The following is a 17,450-nucleotide window of genomic DNA, read 5'->3' on the forward strand; positions in this document are numbered from 1 at the left end:
GTGTTTGTCTGGGGGGCCGAGCCCCCCAGACCCCCAGCCGGGGGCAAGCCCCCGGACCCCCATCGGTGGGTTGCTTGCGGCGGCCGCTTCGGCTTCGCCTCGCGTTCCGCCTGTGGCCGGCTTCGCTTCGCTTGCCTCAACTCCACCTCGCTCCGCTTGCGGCACCCCCGCCTCGCGGCGCCCCTTCTGCGGTCCGCCCGCCTCGCGCCGCCCTTTTCTGCGGCCCGAACTCTCCTCAACCAGTTCGCAGCCCCACCTCGCCACGCCCTCCCTGCCTCGCCCCAACCACGCCCGGCCTCCTCTTTGCCCTGCCCCGGCCGCCCGCCCTTCCGCCGCCCTGCCCCTCCCTCGCCCAGCAGCCCCCTCGCCCACCTCTTCCTTGCCTCTCCCTCGCTGCCACCACCTCTGCTGTTGCGCGAGATCCACTGTGAGTAGCAGGCATTTACACCTTGGGGTGACCCGGGTCACAGGGGTTTGGGTTCTGTGACCTAGCCGTTATCGTGTTCCGGTGCCTATCGGATCCCTCGGACGCTCCAAGTCCGGCCGTCACCGTCCTGCGGACGAACCGCAGGTCGCCACGACGTCGCCCGACGAGGAGCTGACCTCATACCTGGCTGCCCTGGCCCCGGACTCGGACAACGAGACCACCGCCTCGGGTTTCGGCAGCTCGCAGGTGTACCAGCTGAGGCTGCAGCTCATGGCCAACGAGCAGCTCAAGGAGCTCGCCGCCGAGCGCCAGACCTCCCCGCAGGCCCTTGCCACGGAGTGGGTCATGCAGCGCCTGGAGTGGGAAGCGCGTCAGCGCGGCCACTAGATCCAGCGAAACGAAGAAGGACCCTCGACCGAGCCCGGTCGAGGGTCCTTCTCACGTACGGCTCAATTGCGGCGTTTCAACAGACTTTCAGACCGCGCGGACGTTCTGGGCCTGCGGACCCTTGGTGCCCTGGCCGACCTCGAACTCCACTCGCTGGTTCTCCTCCAGGGTGCGGAAGCCCTGACCCTGGATCTCCGAGTAGTGGACGAAGACGTCAGCGCCGCCGTTGTCCTGGGCGATGAAGCCGAAGCCCTTCTCGGAGTTGAACCACTTGACAGTGCCCTGTGCCATGTACCTGCCTCCATCGCAGGAAAGCTTGGGGCTGCACCGTGCAACCCCGGCCGTCCCGGGGGCGTTAGGCAAACTCGCTGAGAGCGCACCGCACGCCCGCGTGTCGTTCCGCGAGCGTGTGAAGCACGAACACAGAAACCACGGCCTGCGCGGGTCAGCCTAACGTGTGATTGGTCATAGCACTACAGGTCATTACCGGCCAGTCAGGTGCCTCAATAGGGGGAAAGCCGCTGGTCCGGGTGGGTGATCGCGAATTCCCGAGCAACGTGCTTGCAGCCCGCGCGTCTTCTTCAACATCAGACGAGGGGATCTTGGGGGAGCACGTGTTCAGGCCACTGGTTTTGGCTCTGCTGCTGGGTTTGACCGCCTGCGGCGCCGCGCCCGACGCATCGCCGTCGCCGACTGCTCCGGTCGTGGAGCAGAAGGCGAAGGCCGCACTGACGGTGTCGCCCGCGTCGGGTGAGGGGATCAGCCCGGCGGGTCCGTTCGAGGTCGGTGTGACCGGGGGGTCGCTGACGGCCGTCGCTCTGACGGGTGCGGACGGACGGGTGGTGCAGGGGGAGCTCACCGCCGGTCGTTGGGTCGCCACCGAGGATCTGGGCTACGACAAGGCCTACACGTGGTCGGGCACGGCCAAGGGGGAGGACGGCGCGGACGTCCCGGTCACGGGCTCGTTCCGCACCATCAAGCCGCAGCGGCTCACCAGCCCGAAGCTGAACGTCGGTGACCACCAGACCTACGGCATCGCGCAGCCGGTGAAGGTGACCTTCAACGCGCCGGTCGCGGACAAGGCGGCCGTGCAGAAGTCCATGACCGTCACGACTTCCGTGCCGACCGAGGGTTCGTGGGCGTGGCTGTCGGACAAGGAAGCGCATTGGCGGCCGAAGGAGTACTGGAAGCCGAACACCGAGGTCACCGTCGACGTCAACGTCTACGGCGTGCCGTTCGGGGCCGGCGCGTACGGCGCCTCCGACATGCACGTGCAGTTCAAGATCGCGGACCGGGCGCTGGTGGCGAAGGCGAACACGCAGACCAAGCGGTTCGAGATCTACCGCGACGGCGTGCTGCTGCACGACTTCCCGGCGTCGTACGGGATGGAGCACGACAAGCGGGCGGAGACCCGCGGCGGCATCCACGTGGTGCAGATGAAGGAAGCCGCGCGGACGATGAGCAACCCGACGTTCGGCTACAAGGACATCCCGGTCACGTGGGCGGTGCTGATCTCGCAGAACGGCGAGTTCGTGCACGAGAACAACGGCACGATCGCCAAGCAGGGCAAGGAGAACGTCTCCCACGGGTGCGCGAACCTGTCCGGCGCCAACGCGAAGATCTTCTACGACCTCACGATGCTCGGTGACCCGGTCGAGGTCGTCGGCTCGTCCCAGCAGCTGCAGCAGTCGGACGGCGACTACTACGACTGGGCGTTCGACTGGGCCACCTGGACGTCGAAGTCCGCTGCGACCAACTAGCTCTTCTCGGTGATCTGCGGTGGCTGCGGGATCTCGTAACCCGACGGACCGACGTTGCGTTCGAGGGCCCGCTTCCACTCACCGCTCGAAATCATCTTCTCGATGGCCTCGTTGACGGCGTCACGGGACTCGCTGTCGCCCTTCGGCACGCCGATGCCGTAGCGCTCCTTGGAGAACGTCTTGCCGACGAGCTTGAGCAGCTCGGGGTTCTCCGCGGCGAACCCGGCGAGGATGACCTCGTCGGTCGTGACGGCGTCGACGTTGCCGGCCATGAGAGCGATCACACAGTCGGAGTACTGGCCGTACTCCTCCAGCGTCACGCCCTGGGAGTAGTCCGACTTCACCTTCTGCGCGGAGGTGGAACCCTTGACCGAGCACAGCGTGCGGCCGTTCAGCGACTCCGGTCCCTGGATGGCGTTCTCGGTGAAGCGCACCAGGATGCCCTGGCCCGTCTCGAAGTACGGGCCGGCGAAGGCCACCTTCTCCTTGCGGGCGTCGGTGATCGAGTACGAGGCGATGATCAGGTCCGCCTCGCGGTTCTCCAGCATCGACTCGCGGGCGGCGCCGCGGGCCTCCTTGAAGGTGATGCCGCTTTCCTTCACGCCGAGCTCGTTCGCCACGTACTTGGCGACGTCCACGTCGAAGCCGACGTACCGGCCGTCGATGCGCCGTTCGCTCAGGCCCGGCTGGTCGTAGCGGATGCCGATGGTCAGCTTCCCGGAGTCAGCACGTCCGATGACTGTGTTGGCGTCACCGCTCCCACAGGCGGTGGCGAACAGCGCAACGGCAGCCAGGAGCGCGGCACGACGGATCACGACAGGCCTTCCGAGGTGGTTGTGGAGTCGTGCGCAATGCTACGGACCTGCGGCGATGATCAACTGTGACGTATGACAACTAGGGCAGTCTCGCTTTGTTCGGCGTCACATGCTTCCCGTGGCGTTCGATCGCTCGCTTCAGGTGGCCCGGCGGGGCCAGTCTTCTGATCTTGCCCGGCACCAAAAGCGCAGCTCGGCGCATCATTCGCAGCCAGAGATCAGCATGCGCGTAAGGCGGGCGGCCGTGCAGGTCCAGGGCCCAATCGGGCAACACGGAGTACGCCAGGTGGCCCACGAGGACGCGGTAGACCGGAAGTCCATGACGGACGAAACCTTGCACGGGAGGTCCGTGCAAGAAGGTGTAGATCACATCTGAATCGGTCGTTCGACGCAAAACAGGACGCATCCGCTCGAAGTAATCGAGCATCTCGCGCCTGGATCCCGGTACTTCATCCGGGTGCAATCCGACCAAACCGGCCGCGAACCGCTGCTCTTCGTAGTAACGGTCCTTCTGGCGGTCCGACAGCCCGTACCCCGCTCGGTCGAGAACTGTTTCGAAGCAGTAAACCTCCGAGCAATGCACCCACAACAACAGTTCGGGTTCGTCGACGCGGAACGGTCTGCCGTCGACGACGCCGCGCAGGCTCCGGTGGGTCGCGCGCACCCGTGCGGAGGCGGTGGCGATCTCCTCGTCGGTGCCGTAGACGCCGAGGCCGACGAAGTCCGCCGTGCGCTTGAGCCTGCCGAGCGGGTCGGCCTGGAAGTTGGAGTTCTGAACGACACCCGCAACGGCCTGGGGGTGCAGCGCCTGCAGGTAGAGGCTCGCGATCCCGGCGATCCACATCGTCGGGTCCGCGTGCATCTGCCAGCTGACGGAGTTGGGATCCGGCATGCGGACATCGTCCCGCGTCACCAGGATGAAGACCATGGAACTGGACCAGGCACGGGAAGTGCTCCGCAGCCAGCACCGCGCGGTGTTCTGCGCACTCAAGTCCGACGGCACGCCGTCCATGTCGCCGGTGCTCGTCGCGTTGGACGACAACGGCGACGTGCTCGTCTCCACACGGGCGACGGCGTACAAGACGAAGCAGGTCGAACGCGATCCGCACGTGTCGTTGTGCGTGCTGCCGGACAGCTTCTTCGGGCGCTGGATACAGATCAACGGGACCGCGACCGTCGTGCCGCTGCCCGACGCGATGGATCTGCTGGTCGCGTACTACCGCACGATCTCCGGCGAGCACTCCGACTGGAACGACTACAAGGCCGCTATGAAGCGGGAACAGCGCGTGATCCTGCGCATCGCGCTGACGAGCGCAGGCCCCGACAAGACCGGTTGATCCGCGACTCGGTAACGCGGTCGCGGAGCACGACGATTCCACGGGGACGGCGGCTACCGGGCAGGCGGAACCTGGGGAGCGGAAGCGATGACGGGTGTCAGACGCCGCGGCTACTTCTCAGCCGCGGCCGCGGTGATGGGCGCTGCCCTCATCGCGGCTTTGCTGGCGGCACCGCCGGACAAGCCGGTCGACATCCGCCTGGTCGCCCCACCACCTCCGCCGCCCGAGGTCATCACCGCGACCGCCACGACGACGGTCTCCGCGATCGGCGTCCAACGGCCGCCACCGCCGCCTCCACCCCCACCGCCTCCCGGTGAGCACCCGCCTCCCCGGCACCGGCCGGAACACCGGCCGCCGCCGGGGCAGCTTCCTCCTGGGCAGTCCAAGCCCGACCTGCTGGACATCCTGCGCTGCGACTCGAACCTCCTCGGTGAGGACCTCGACCGCTGTCTGCGGCTGCCGCTCGACGACGCGCTGTGCGACCTGCTGGAGGAGTACGACCTGAAGCCTGCCGACCTGCGCGGGCCGGACGGCAGGCCTCTTCAGCTGAAGTGCGACAAGGCCGCTAAGCCTTGAGCTCCCGCAGTGTCGCGAGGTTCGCCTCCGCCAGCGAGCCGAGCAGCTGGGCCTCACCGAGGTAGTGGTCGTCGATCAACGACTCGACCTCGGCGTCGTTCATCGCCGGCACGATCCGCGCCGCCATCCTGTTCATGTTGCGATAGCTGCCCTGCAGCAGGAACGGCTTCCCGGACGGGTCCGCCGCGGACGCGATGTAGGCCTGGTTGACCTTCAGCACGACCTGCTGGATCCGTTGCAGCTTGCGGACCACCGACAGCATCCGTTCCAGCTCGACGGTCTCGTGGTCGTGCCGGACGCTCTCGCCGTTCGCCAGGCGCACCAGCGGTTCCACGTCGACACCGCCCAGCGTCGGGTTCGAGCCGGACGCGTTCTCCAGGTAGCTCAACGCGAACAGCGCGTCGCGGCCGGACAGGACGTCACCGAGGTTCCACACGTCCGCGCGGTTCGCGAGCATGTCCGGCACGCGGAACGCACGGCCGGTCTCGGTGTACGGGTTGCCGGCCATCGACACCGCGAAGCGCTTGCCCCGCAGGTCGAACGTGCGCGGCTCGCCGTCCCAGACGCCGTCGATCCGGCGCTGGGCGTCGCACAGCGAGATGAACTTCTGCAGCAGCTCGGGTGACGTGTGCTGGATGTCGTCGAGGTGCAGCAGGACGTTGCTGCCCAGGGCGAACGCGAAGTTGATGCGCTCGACCTCCTGGCGTGCGGTGGCGTTCGGCGCCTCCGCCGGGTCGAGCGACGTGACGCCCGTGCCCAGCGCCGGGCCGTTGACCTTGACGAACACCATGCCCAGGCGGTTCGCGACGTACTCGATGAGCGTCGTCTTGCCGTAACCGGGCGGGGAGATCAGCATCAGCAGACCGGTGCCGTCGTTGAGCTGCTTGCTGAGGTTGTCGCCGATCAACGGCAGGTAGACCTCGTTCAGCAACCTGTTGCGCACGAACGTGTTCAGCACGGCGGGCTGGTACTCGTCGAGCCGGAGCCTGCGGCGTTCCTCTGCCAGCAGCTCGTCGCGCTGGCGTTGGTACGCGCGGAAGGCGGGCACCTGTTCGGTGTTGAACTCGCGCAACCTGGTCAGGGTCTCGTCCAGGCGCAGGTCCATCGACTGGTTGTGCACGCGGGGGTGCGTGCCGAGCAGGCCGGTGACGGTCTCGGTCAGCGACGCGCTGGAGTCGTAGCGCGGCAGGTCGGTGAGCAGGACCGCGACGACCTCGGGGAACTCCGGGCAGTCCTCGTCTTTGAGGAACGCGCTGAGCCACGCCTCGATCAGGTCGCGGTCGTGGAGCTCCTCGGTCACGACCGCGCGGAACCTGTCGATCACCGCGCGGGCGGCCTTGCTGGTGACGAACCCCCTGGGCTCGCAGGCGAGTTCCTCGAACAGGTACTCGGCCGCCAGGTCACCGATGCCGAACTGCCTCGTCAGCTCGGGGATCCCGTGCGTGCCACCGAAGATCGTGCGGGCGCGTGCCAGCGACTCGGCCTTGCGCGACCACACCGCCCGCTGGTCCTCCTGCTGGTCCGCCCAGAAGAGCTGGGCCTCCGCCCTGGCCGCGGGCGGGTACCGGAGCAGACCGGCGCCGGCGTGGAGTCGTTGCAGGACAGCGAGGATCTTCTCGGCGTCGTGGTCGTGCACGCCCTTCTCGTAACCCTCGTCGTACCGTTCCGCGGCGGCGTTCGCGACGTCGGTGCGGCCCTCCGCCAGCAGGCAGCCGGCCAGGTGCTCTGACCGGTAGACGTCCTGCGTCTCCGAGACGAGCAACTGGTCCCAGAAAGCCTTGGTACCGCTGAACTCCCGGTCGGTGACCTCGCTGCGGTAGTCGGTGCCGGTGACCGCGTAGAAGAGCTTTCCGTCGCGTGGCACGAGGGTGAGGTTCATCGGCTCGGTCGTCACCGGGAAGCGGTGACGACCGAGCACGATCGACGCGCCGTCGTACAGATCGGCCCGGTCGCGCAGTGCCCGGCCTCCCTCTTGCCGGGCGTCGCGCAGACTCGCGTCGAGCTCGTCGGCCCTGACGTCACCGAGCTCCCTGAGCTGCTCGGCGACCGTGCGCACCTTGGCGACCATCGGGTCGCCCGCGAAGTACGTGTTGATCTCGTCGTTCGACGTCAGCTTGCCGATGCGACGACGGATCGTGCCGAGCACCCGTTCCGCCGACTGCACGAGCCGGTCGGCCCTGCGCGCCCGTTCGTCGAGCAACGTCTGCTTGCGTGCGGAGAAGGCCTCGTAGACGTCGGTGCGCTTGGCGCCGACCTGCGCGAGGAAGTCGTCGAACTCGCCGAAGCGCGACTCCAGGTTCTCCAGCTGCAGCAACAACCTGCCGAGCTGGTCGTCGCAGCGCTGAGGGGTGTCCGCCACCGACAGCGCCCCGGTGATGGCCTGGCCGAGCAGCGCGAACTCCGCGGCGAACTCGGCGCGGCCCTCGGCGTTGGCGAGCTGGGCACGGCGACCGTCCACAGTGGCCCGTGCGCGGTTGACCGCGGCCAGCACCTCGCCGATGCTCGCCAGGATCTGCGTGCGGGTCGTGGTGTCGGCGGCGTCGAGGGTGCTGATGACCTCGGTCAGCACCTCCAGGCCGGTCTGCTGCTGCGCCAGTCGTTCGCGCAACGGCTTGGCCTCGGCCGCGGTCTTCAGCTCCGCGGCCGCGATCTGGCCGATCTCCTCGTGGTACTGGGAGAACGCGTTCTCACCGCTGAGGAACGCGACAGCCCTGCGCGCCGACGCGCCGAGCTCCTCGACCAGTTCGGCCTCGCGCCGGTCGATCTCGGCGAGGTCGACGTACTTGAGGTCCTTGAGGGTGATCAGCCGGCCCTGGGCGGACCGCAGATCAGCGAGCAGGCGCACCCACTCGTCGGCGCTCCTCGGTGCCGCCGACCTGGCGAGCCTGATCAACGACGCGAGCTTCTCGGCGGCGTCGCGGAGCTGCTGGGCGGCGTGCTCGGTGAGCGTGCGGACGGCCTCGAACTCGTCGAGCACCTGCTCGGCCGTCGCCCGGACGGCCTGGACGTCCTCCTTGAGCCCCAGCTCGTCGAGCCAGTGCACGCTGTCGACCACCCTGGTGCACAGGGCGATCAGACCCTCGAACACCGGCGCGCTCGGCGTCATCTCGGCGCTCATCCTGGTGATGGACAGGCAGTCCGAGATGCCGCGGACGAGCTCGGCGTTGCCGATGCGGGCGAGCGGACCGGCCTGGTCCGGCAGCACCTCGTCGGCCATGAACGGCGTGCGCCACACCTGCATCGGGTGCACGCGCACCGGGTCGGAGCTGGTCTCGCGGAAGACCACGAGCGTGCCGTCGGCGAAGAGCGAGTAGCCGTGGCAGGTGATCGGGGTCGCGACCTCCTTGCGGATCACGTTGTAGGGCAGCAGAAGGCTGCGGCCCTCGCGGCGGGCGTGGTAGACGAACAGCACGTCCTCGCCGTTCGCGGACTTGACGACGCGCTCGAACTCGAGGTCGTCGGTGTCGACGTCGAACGTCTTGTCCGCGCCCGTGACCAGGTAGTAGCCGCCGGGGAAGATGATCCCCTGGTCCTCCGGCAGGCGCTGGCAGGCCTGGCCGATGCCGTCGAGCCTGGTGACGACCTTGGTGCGGGTGTTGAACACCAGGTGCCGCCAGACCGTCTCCTTGTACGGCAGGATCTTGAGCAGGATCAGCGGGCCGACGCGGGCGTAGTGGATCTCGGCGTCGGCGAGGCTCTGCAACGGCTCGTCGACGGGCTCGGAGTAGACGCCCTCGCCGGACTCGGTGTTGTTCTCGATCTTGACGGTGAGCGTGCCGCCGACCGTCTCGACGAACACCTCGTTGTCGATCGCGATGTGCGGGTGCCGGCCGAGCACGTGCTGCTCGCGGGTCGTCTCGGTCCACGTGAAGTCGTGCGAGGGCGGGAAGACGTGGTCCCGGTCGCCCCGGTTGTCGACGTACGTGACGGTGCCGTCGACCTTGACGTCCCAGCGCAGGACGTGGAGGTCCTCGATCCGCACGCCCGTCTGGAACACCGCGAGCAGCCGCGACTCCACGATGCGCAGCTGGAGCAGCCGCGTCTCGCGGTAGTAGCGGTACAGCTCGGCGAAGTCGTTGCGGAACCGGGGATCCCGCAGGAACTCCGGCTCGACCGTGCCGAAGTCCCTGCCGTGCGCCGCGAAGACGTCGCCGACCGTGGTCTCGGGCTTGAGACCCATGAAGACGTTGTAGCCGAACAGCATCACGTCGCCGAGCGCCACGATGTCCCGTGGCACGCAGTTGTTCTCGGTGCGGATGCGTTCGGTGGCGACGAGTTCGAGGGCCGTGCTGCCGAAGGTCTCGACGCGCTGGTCGTTCAGCGCCTCGGTGCCGCGGGCGAGTTCGGCGGCCTGCTCGGCCAGCCTCGCCCGCAGCACCTCGTAAGTGCCGGCGTCGAGAGCCGTCATGCGTTCTGGCCGTTGTTCTTGGCCATTTGGGTGAGCGCGATGGCGGCGGCGATGTTCTGCGCGTCACCCGTCGTGAACGAGCTGAGGATCTTGGTCAGGTCCTCCGGGAAGTTCGACGTCCCGTCCATCCACTTGGAGCCCAGGGCCTGCACGACGTCGGAGTTGCCGACGAAGCTGTCGACCTGCTTGCCCGCGGTGATGGCGTTCGCGATCTTGTCGAAGAACATCGTGTCGCCACCGACGATGTCGATGTCGGCCTTCTCCAGACCGGCCGCGAGGACCATCGCCTGGGCCTCGGCGACCTGGCGCTGCACGTCGATGCCCTTGAGGCGGATCTCCTTCTCGGCTTCGAGACGGAGGCGGTACTCCTCGTGCTCGCGAGTCGCGGTGTCGAGCGCGGCCATGGCCTCGGCCTTGTGCGACAAGCCTTCCGCCTCGCCCTTGAGGCGTTCCTTGATGCCCTCGGCGTCGGCGAGAGCCTTCTCGCGGTCCACCACGGCCTCGGCGCGACCGAAAGCCTCGGACGCGGCGGCGTCCCGTTCCTTGACGAGCGCGTCCGCGAGACCCTTCGCCGCGGCCTCGGCCTGCGTGCCCTCGGCGAGCCGGATCTTGGAGCGGGCGTCGAGGTCGGCGGCCTTGTTGCGCGACTCGGCGAGCACGACGGCCTCGCGGGCCTTGTGCTGCGCGGCCTGTTCGGCGGCCTCGGCGGCCTTGATGTCCTTGACCAGCGACTCCTGCGCCTCGGCCTCGGCGCGGATCACGATCTGCTGGCGCTCGCGCTCGGCCTCCTCGACCGCGCGGAGCTTCTTGATGTTCTCCTCCTGCTCGGCGACCGTCTTCTCGACGGCGACGCGCTCGCGCACCAGGTCGGCGATGGCGCGGCGCTCGTGCTCGAGCTCCTTGTCCTTCTCGATCATGCGCAGCGAGGTCTCGCGTTCGCGTGCGATGACCTCCAGCAGGCGGTCCTTCTCGATGCGCTCGGTCTCGACGGCGATCACGCGCTCGCGGTTCTTCTCGGCGACGGCGATCTCGCGGGCCTTGTTCTCGGTCTGGATGCCGAGCTGCTCCTCGGTGCGGATGAAGGCGGTGTTGGCCTTGAGACGTTCCTCGGCCTGCACCTTCTGCGTCTCCGCCTCCTGCTGCGCGCGGGCGGTCTCGATCTCGCGCTTCTGCTTGATCTCCGCGTCGGCCTGACGCCGTTCGAGTTCGAGGATCGCCTCACGCGCGCTGACGTTCTGGCGCGTGATCTCCTTCTCCTCGTTGCGGGTGAACTCGTTGGTCTTGACGTGCTCGATGGCGGTCAGCTCGGTGATCTTGCGGATGCCCTGCGCGTCCAGGATGTTCGCGGGGTCGAGCTGCTTGAGCGGCGTCTGCTCCAGGTAGTCGATGGCCGCGTCCTCAAGGCTGTAGCCGTTGAGGTCGGTGCCGATGACCTGCACGATCCGGTCGCGGAACTCGTCGCGGTGGGTGTAGAGGTCCACGAAGTCGAGCTGCTTGCCGACGGTCTTGAGCGCCTCGGAGAACTTGGCGTTGAACAGCTCCTGCAGCGTGGCCTCGTGGCTCGCGCGCTCGGTGCCGATCGCCTGCGCGACCTTGATGACGTCCTCGACGGTCTTGTTGACCCGCACGAAGAACGTGATGCGGATGTCGGCGCGGATGTTGTCCTTGCAGATCAGGCCCTCGTTGCCGGCGCGGCGGATCTCGATGGTCTTGACCGAGATGTCCATCGTCTCGCAGCGGTGCAGCACCGGGAGCACGACGGTGCCCGTGAAGGTCACGTCGACCTTGCGCATCTTCGAGACGATCAGCGCCTTGCCCTGCTCGCACTTCTTGAAAAGTCTGCTCAGCGTGATCAGTGCCAAGATCAGCACAAATGCGCTCACGGCGATCAGCACGATCAGCCCTGTGGAGATCGCACCCATGTTCAGCCCCCTGTGGTGATGTCCACGACCCAGAAGAACTCACCGTCTGCGTCGTAGTCGAAGATCAACGCGGTCTGTCCCGCCCTGAGATCGGTGCTCTGCGCGGCTCGCACCTGAACGACCGCCGTACCGCCGTCGTCGGCGGTCACCTCGGCCTGCCCGTACTGCTCGGTGACCCTGGCCGTCCGCACGATCGCGGTGCGGCCCACGAAGTCGTTGCGGGACGCCGGTTTCTCCGGTTTCGTCCACCTCTTGACCGGGATGAGAAGGATCCTGGTGACGAGCGCGCCCACGAGCAGGGCACCGGCGAGGATGGCGTACCGGAGCTTGCCCTCGGGAGTGAGCACCGTGCCGACCAGTGCCGCGAACCACGTGACCACGACGAACATCGAGATCGAGATCGGCATCACCGGGGCGTCGAAGTCCAGTCCCACCAGCGCTACCGTGAGCCAGTAAGCCAGCACCAAGAGCAACGCGAAGCTGAACACCACCGTCGGAAACGCCAGCGCTGCAGCCAGGAACTCGGTCATCATCGCCCCCCTTCTCGTCATTCTGATGCGCGCGGGGGCCGTTTCGTTGCACTTTCCGGAATGATCGATGGAAATCGATGGTTGTCCCGATCATGGACATCGGGGTGCAGGGACTCAACATCGGTGACGCGGCGAGGCCGGACGAGACGCGACGGCTCGCCCAACTGGTTGAATCACTCGGTTATCGCTCTTGGTGGGCGTCCGATCACGTGGTGCTGCCGTCACCGCGCGTGGATCCTTCACCGTCCGAACCGGACACCGTGTTCGTCGACCCGTTGGCGCACCTGAGTTATGTGGCGGCTGTCACGTCCACCCTGGAGCTGGCGACCGGGATCGTGATCCTGCCGCAGCGCAACCCTCTGGTGCTCGCGAAGCAGGTGGCCTCGCTCGACCTGCTCAGCGGAGGCCGGTTCACGCTCGGCGTCGGCGCGGGCTACCTCGAACCGGAGATGACCGCGGTCGGGGCGTCGTTCGCCGATCGGGGCGCCCTGACCGACGAGTACCTGGACGCGATGGACCAGCTCTGGCACGCGGACGCGCCGTCGTTCGCGGGCGAGTTCGTGTCGTTCTCGGGGATCGACGCCCATCCCCGGCCGTCCAACGTCCGGGTGGTCGTGGGCGGGCACAGCCCCGCGGCGTTCCGGCGGGCCGTGACCCGTGCGCAGGGCTGGTTCGGCATCGGCACGCCGGCCGAGATCCGCGGCCACCTCGCGCGGTTCCCCGAGCGCCCGTCCGGCTTCCGGATCAGCGTGTCCGCGCAGGTCCCGCTGTCGGCGTCGGTCGTGCGGGAGTACGAGGACCTCGGCGTCGACGAGCTGGTGATCTACCCGTCGCTGTTCGACGGCACGGTGGACGAGGTGTTGCACAGGTACGCGGAGTTCACCGGCTAGCCTCGGACGTCGTGATCCCCGTTGTCGTGCTCGCCGGCTTCCTCGGTTCCGGCAAGACCACCCTGCTCAACCACCTGCTGCGCACGTCCGGCGGCACGCGGATCGGCGTCGTGGTGAACGACTTCGGGCGGATCAACATCGACGCGTTCGCCGTGTCCGCGCAGGTCGACTCGATGGTGTCGCTGTCGAACGGCTGCCTGTGCTGCGCGGTCGACGACTCCGAGCTCGACGAGATGCTCACCAAGCTCGCCTCGGCCGACCTGGACGTCATCGTGATCGAGGCGTCCGGTCTTGCCGAGCCGGCGGCGATGGTGCGGATGGTGGCGCAGGCGCCGGGCGTGTCGTACGGCGGGCTGATCTACGTGGCCGACGCGGTGGAGCTCGACGCCGTACCTCACCTGGAACGCGATCTCGCACTCGCCGATCTGGTGGTGCTGAACAAGGTCGACCGGGTTCCCGCCTTGCCGTCGTTGCCCTGCTCGGCGCCGGTCGTTCCCGTGACGTACGGGCAGATCGACCCGGCGTTGCTGTTCGAGGTGCGGCCGCCGGACCTGGGACCGCGGCAGCTGTCGTTCGACGACCTGGAGGACCACTCGACGCACGCGCACGCCCGGTACGACAGCGTGTCGTTCGAGTCTTCCGATCCCCTGCATCCCAAGCTGTTCATGGACTTCCTCGCGGCTCGGCCCGAGGGGTTGTTCCGCGCCAAGGGTTTCGTGCGGTTCCCGCTCGGCACGTTCATGCTGCACACCGTCGGCGCCTACGTTTCCTTCACGCCGGTCGACGACGCCCCGACGCAGCTGGTGCTGATCGGGGCGGGCATCGATCCGGAGGCGCTGACGGACTGGCTGATGGCGTGCGCAGCGGACGGACCGGTCACCGAGCAGGACATGCTCTGGGTGCTCCGGTACGCCCGCTGACGTTCGCTACTTCTTGCAGAGCGCGGTGTCCATCACGTCGAACATGCGCTGGAACTTCTGCATCGGGTCGTCGCCGAACGTCCCGGGCAACGCGGTGAGCGTGATCGCCGCGCTCTTGCCGCCGTCGGTCGCACCACCGAGCGACCCCCAGCCGTGGATCGACCCGCCGTGGCCCCACCAGACCCCGCCGCAGCTGAGCTTGGTGCTCTCCAGACCGAGCCCGTAGGCGCTCTTCTCGTCGACCTGGACGGCCTTGCGCATCTCGTCGAGCTGCGCCTTCTTGAGCAGGCCGCCGTTGAGGAGCGTCCTGAAGAACTTGGCGACGTCACTCGGCGTGGAGACCATCGCGCCGGACGCCCACGCCGCCGACGTCTCGATGTCCGTCGCGTCGACCACCTTCGACTTCGGGTCGAGCAGGTCGCTCAACGCGTAGGCCTGGGCGTGGCGGCCGCGGATGCGCTGCTCGCCCTGGTTCGGCCAGTAGGTGTCCTTGAGGCCGGCCTGCTTGATGACCTCGTCGATCGCCTCGCCGACCGGGCGTCCGGACGCCTTCTGGATCAGCAGGCCGGCGACGACGTAGTTCGTGTTGCTGTACTCGTACTTCTCGCCGGGCTGGAAGTTCACCGGCTTGGCCAGCGCGACGTCCAGCAGGTCGTGCGGCGCGAAGTACCTGTCCCTGATGTCGGCGATCTTCGGGACGCCGACGTCGATCACGTAGTCCGGCAACCCGCTGGTGTGCTGCAACACCTGGCGCACGGTGATGCGTCCGTCCTTGATGTGCGGCACGTACTTGTTCACGGGCCCGTCGAGCTCGACCTTGTTCTCCGCCACCAGCTTGAGCGTCGCGACGGCCACGAACGACTTGGTGATGCTGCCGATCCGCACCTGCCCGTTGACCGGAGCGTTGCCCCGCGCGAGGTTCTGGCCGTTGACGTGGGCCTCGACCCCGGGCGTCTTGTCCTGCACGATCTGGTCGAGCTGCTGGGGCACGAGCAGAGTGAGCGCGGTCAGCGCCGCCACGGCGATCACTTGGCACCGCACAGAGCAGCGTCCACAGTGGCCAGAACAGCGTTGTGCGCGTTGTTCGCTTCCTCGGGCGTGTCCTGGAAGGTACCGGGCAGCGCCGTGACCGCGACCGTGAAGGCCCGGCCGGAATCCGTTACACCGCCACGAGTCTCGTAGCCGTGGACGTCACCGCCGTGACCCCACGAAACGCCACCGCAGGACAGCGGCGAGCTGGCGATGCCGAGCCCGTACTGGACGCCAGGCCACATCTCGCCGGCGGTGTCGACGGTCTTCTTCATCTCGTCCAGCTGGGCCTTCTTCAGCAGATCGCCCTTCAGCAGGCCGCGGTAGAAGGCGTTGAGGTCCTTGGTGGTGGAGATGAGCTGCCCCGCGGCCCAGCCCCAGCTCGGGTCGAGCTCGGTCACGTCCTCGATGCCGTTGCCGGTCCTCGCGTACCCGTGTGCGTGCTTGCCCTTGATGGTCTCTTCACCAACGCCGGGCCAGTAGGTGTCCTGCAGGCCGAGCTTGCGCACGATGCGCTGGTCGACGTTCTCCGCGACCGGTCGTCCGGTGACCTTCTGGATCAGCAGGCCGAGCAGAACGTAGTTCGTGTTGCTGTACTTGAACTTCTCGCCCGGCTCGTTCGTGACGGGATGCGCGTTGCCGACGTCGAGCAGCTCGCGCGGCTCGTAGTAGCGGTGCCGCACCTCCTCGAACTTCTCCAACCCCAGGTACTGCGTGTAGTTCGCGAGACCGCTGGTGTGGTTGAGCAGCTGGCGGACGGTGATCCGATCGTCCTTCACGGCCTTGGGCAGGTAGTGGTTGATCGGCTTGTCGAGCTCGACCTTCCCCTCACCCACCAACTGCATGACCACAGTCGCCACGAACGCCTTCGTGTTGGACGCAGCGCGCACCTGCCCGTTCTTGGGCACCGGCACCCGCTTGTTCAACTCGGCCGTCCCCGACACCTGGTGCGTGGTCCTGCCGTTGGCCTCGGTCGTGGTCGAGAGCGCCGCCGGGAACTCGTGCTCCTTGGTGAGCCCGTCGAGCTGCTTCTGGACGTTCCCCGTCGGCGCGGCCATGGCCGTTCCGCTGAACAACATGGCCGCTGCCAGCACGCCTACCAGCGTCTTCTTCATCCTGTGCCTCCCCTTGCCGTGGTGAGGACAGCTTTTCGCCTCGGGGCGTTTGCGCGCAGTCGCGCACACTTCCGTTCTCGGGGTGGAGCAGGCTCTACCTCAGTACCGGACGCTGCTCTGCAACAGCGGCGGGTAGACGCCGCTCGGTTCGCCGTCGACCGTCGTGCCGGCGAACTGCAACATGGCCCGCAGCTCCCCGTGGAGGTTCGCGGGATAGTTCAGCTCCGGCTTCGACACCGCGTCGAGTTCTGCGCTCTGCTGGGGCGTCAGCGTCACCTCGTCGAGATTGCTCTCAAGGTGCTCCAGCTTCCGCGCCCCGATGATCGGCACCACGGTCCCAGGCCGCTGCCGCAGCCAAGCCAACGACACCGCCGCCGCACTCGCGTCCAGTTGCGCGGCGATCTTCTGAACGACGTCGATGACCTCGAACTCGGCCTCGCTGGGCGGGTTGACGAACGCGGCCCGAGCAGAGTCGCTGACCTGCACGTTCCGCCGGTACTTGCCACTGAGGAACCCGTTCTTGAGCGGACTCCAAGGCACCAGCGCCATCCCGGCGTCCCGAGCCAGCGGCGCGACCTCCCCCTCGACCGTCCGCGCCAGCAACGAGTACTCCACCTGCAACGCGACCAACGGCGTCCAGTTGTTCAGCAACGCCATCGTCTGCGCCTGCGCAGTAACCCAGGCAGGCACGTTGGAGAACCCGATGTACCCGACCTTGCCCGATCCCACCAGATCGTCGAGGACTCGCATGGTCTCCTCGACGGGGGTGTTCCGATCCCAGTTGTGCATCCAGTAGAGGTCGAGGTAGTCGGTGCCGAGCCTGCGCAACGTCTGCTCGAGCTGCCTGCGGACGGACCCGCGCCCGGCCCCACCACCGTTCGGGTCGCCAGGGTGCATGTTGAAGAAGAACTTGGACGCCAGCACCACCCTGTCCCGGCCACCGTTGCTCCGGAAGAAGTCACCGAGGATCTTCTCCGAGTGCCCGTTGGTGTAGAAGTTGGCGGTGTCGACGAAGTTCCCGCCGCGGTCGAGGTAGGTCTTGAGGATCCTCTCGGACTCCTCGACGCTGCACCCGGCGGCCCCGGGATCCTCGCCGAAGGTCATCGCGCCGAGGGCGAACGGGCTGACACGGAGGCCGGAGCGGCCCAGGGTGACGTAGTGGTCGAGCGGCATGTTCTTGGCTCCTCGTGGTCGTCGTTCCTTCTGGCTCCAATTCCAGCGTTCTGGGGGTTGGGGCGGTACGACGATCCGGCTGCCTTCTTGCCTGATCCTCTCTCCGTGGTGGTGGCGGGGGCTTTGGCCGTGAGGTTGGCAACCCGGAGGACATGTGCGGG

General features: G+C 67.5%; 15 protein-coding genes. 6 read left to right on the plus strand and 9 right to left on the minus strand.

Going from position 1 to position 17,450, the window contains the following annotated elements:
* Nucleotides 1-508 precede the first annotated feature (508 nt).
* The gene (locus ACFWN2_RS37785; protein ID WP_382435361.1) at nucleotides 509-814 is read left to right on the plus strand and encodes a hypothetical protein; all 306 of its coding nucleotides are present in this window, start codon (nucleotides 509-511) and stop codon (nucleotides 812-814) included.
* Nucleotides 815-901: 87 nt separating this feature from the next.
* Here the strand turns inward: ACFWN2_RS37785 and ACFWN2_RS37790 are convergent, their stop codons facing one another.
* Nucleotides 902-1,105, minus strand: coding sequence for a cold-shock protein (locus ACFWN2_RS37790; protein ID WP_030477903.1), 204 nt, complete (start codon nucleotides 1,103-1,105; stop codon nucleotides 902-904).
* Between the two features lie 323 nt (nucleotides 1,106-1,428).
* On the opposite strand from ACFWN2_RS37790, the gene ACFWN2_RS37795 reads away from it, so the two are divergent.
* Nucleotides 1,429-2,574: an Ig-like domain-containing protein gene (locus ACFWN2_RS37795; protein ID WP_382435362.1), complete on the plus strand. Its 1,146-nt coding sequence runs from the start codon at nucleotides 1,429-1,431 to the stop codon at nucleotides 2,572-2,574.
* On the opposite strand, the gene ACFWN2_RS37800 is transcribed toward ACFWN2_RS37795, so the two are convergent.
* Nucleotides 2,571-3,386 carry a glutamate ABC transporter substrate-binding protein gene (locus tag ACFWN2_RS37800; RefSeq protein WP_382435419.1) on the minus strand — a complete coding sequence of 272 codons (816 nt, stop codon included), beginning with the start codon at nucleotides 3,384-3,386 and terminating at the stop codon, nucleotides 2,571-2,573. The genes ACFWN2_RS37795 and ACFWN2_RS37800 overlap by 4 nt on opposite strands.
* Nucleotides 3,387-3,468: 82 nt before the next feature.
* Nucleotides 3,469-4,317, minus strand: a complete 849-nt coding sequence (locus tag ACFWN2_RS37805) for an oxygenase MpaB family protein (protein WP_382435363.1) — start codon at nucleotides 4,315-4,317, stop codon at nucleotides 3,469-3,471.
* Here ACFWN2_RS37805 and ACFWN2_RS37810 point away from each other — a divergent pair.
* Nucleotides 4,316-4,726 (plus strand): PPOX class F420-dependent oxidoreductase, encoded by a 411-nt coding sequence (locus tag ACFWN2_RS37810; RefSeq protein ID WP_382435364.1) that lies wholly within the window; start codon nucleotides 4,316-4,318, stop codon nucleotides 4,724-4,726. The two genes, ACFWN2_RS37805 and ACFWN2_RS37810, sit on opposite strands and share 2 nt — an antisense overlap.
* An 87-nt stretch (nucleotides 4,727-4,813) precedes the next feature.
* Nucleotides 4,814-5,302, plus strand: coding sequence for a hypothetical protein (locus tag ACFWN2_RS37815; RefSeq protein WP_382435365.1), 489 nt, complete (start codon nucleotides 4,814-4,816; stop codon nucleotides 5,300-5,302).
* Here ACFWN2_RS37815 and ACFWN2_RS37820 read toward each other — a convergent pair.
* The 3 genes from ACFWN2_RS37820 to ACFWN2_RS37830 are packed head-to-tail and all read right to left on the minus strand — an operon-like array spanning nucleotide 5,292 to nucleotide 12,165.
* A complete protein-coding gene (locus tag ACFWN2_RS37820; protein WP_382435366.1) occupies nucleotides 5,292-9,710 on the minus strand; it encodes a DNA repair ATPase in 4,419 nt (1,472 codons plus the stop codon). The two genes, ACFWN2_RS37815 and ACFWN2_RS37820, sit on opposite strands and share 11 nt — an antisense overlap.
* Nucleotides 9,707-11,632, minus strand: coding sequence for a flotillin family protein (locus ACFWN2_RS37825; protein ID WP_382435367.1), 1,926 nt, complete (start codon nucleotides 11,630-11,632; stop codon nucleotides 9,707-9,709). The genes ACFWN2_RS37820 and ACFWN2_RS37825 overlap by 4 nt, the downstream gene beginning before the upstream one ends.
* A 2-nt stretch (nucleotides 11,633-11,634) precedes the next feature.
* Complete coding sequence (locus ACFWN2_RS37830; protein ID WP_382435368.1) at nucleotides 11,635-12,165, minus strand: hypothetical protein; 531 nt, start codon at nucleotides 12,163-12,165, stop codon at nucleotides 11,635-11,637.
* A gap of 74 nt (nucleotides 12,166-12,239) precedes the next feature.
* On the opposite strand from ACFWN2_RS37830, the gene ACFWN2_RS37835 reads away from it, so the two are divergent.
* Both ACFWN2_RS37835 and ACFWN2_RS37840 read left to right on the plus strand, forming a co-directional pair.
* Nucleotides 12,240-13,052, plus strand: coding sequence for an LLM class F420-dependent oxidoreductase (locus ACFWN2_RS37835; protein WP_382435369.1), 813 nt, complete (start codon nucleotides 12,240-12,242; stop codon nucleotides 13,050-13,052).
* 11 nt (nucleotides 13,053-13,063) lie between these two features.
* Nucleotides 13,064-13,972 carry a CobW family GTP-binding protein gene (locus ACFWN2_RS37840; RefSeq protein ID WP_382435370.1) on the plus strand — a complete coding sequence of 303 codons (909 nt, stop codon included), beginning with the start codon at nucleotides 13,064-13,066 and terminating at the stop codon, nucleotides 13,970-13,972.
* A 6-nt stretch (nucleotides 13,973-13,978) separates the two neighbouring features.
* On the opposite strand, the gene ACFWN2_RS37845 is transcribed toward ACFWN2_RS37840, so the two are convergent.
* The 3 genes from ACFWN2_RS37845 to ACFWN2_RS37855 all read right to left on the minus strand — a co-directional run bounded on the left by ACFWN2_RS37845 (nucleotide 13,979) and on the right by ACFWN2_RS37855 (nucleotide 17,289).
* Nucleotides 13,979-15,001, minus strand: coding sequence for a serine hydrolase domain-containing protein (locus ACFWN2_RS37845; RefSeq protein WP_382435371.1), 1,023 nt, complete (start codon nucleotides 14,999-15,001; stop codon nucleotides 13,979-13,981).
* Complete coding sequence (locus tag ACFWN2_RS37850; RefSeq protein WP_382435372.1) at nucleotides 14,998-16,116, minus strand: serine hydrolase domain-containing protein; 1,119 nt, start codon at nucleotides 16,114-16,116, stop codon at nucleotides 14,998-15,000. The genes ACFWN2_RS37845 and ACFWN2_RS37850 overlap by 4 nt, the downstream gene beginning before the upstream one ends.
* Nucleotides 16,117-16,215: 99 nt before the next feature.
* On the minus strand, nucleotides 16,216-17,289 hold the full coding sequence (locus ACFWN2_RS37855) for an aldo/keto reductase (RefSeq protein WP_382435373.1): 1,074 nt from the start codon (nucleotides 17,287-17,289) through the stop codon (nucleotides 16,216-16,218).
* Between the last annotated feature and the right edge of the window lie 161 nt (nucleotides 17,290-17,450).

This window comes from Lentzea sp. NPDC058436 (assembly GCF_042721515.1).
GTDB lineage: Bacteria > Actinomycetota > Actinomycetes > Mycobacteriales > Pseudonocardiaceae > Lentzea.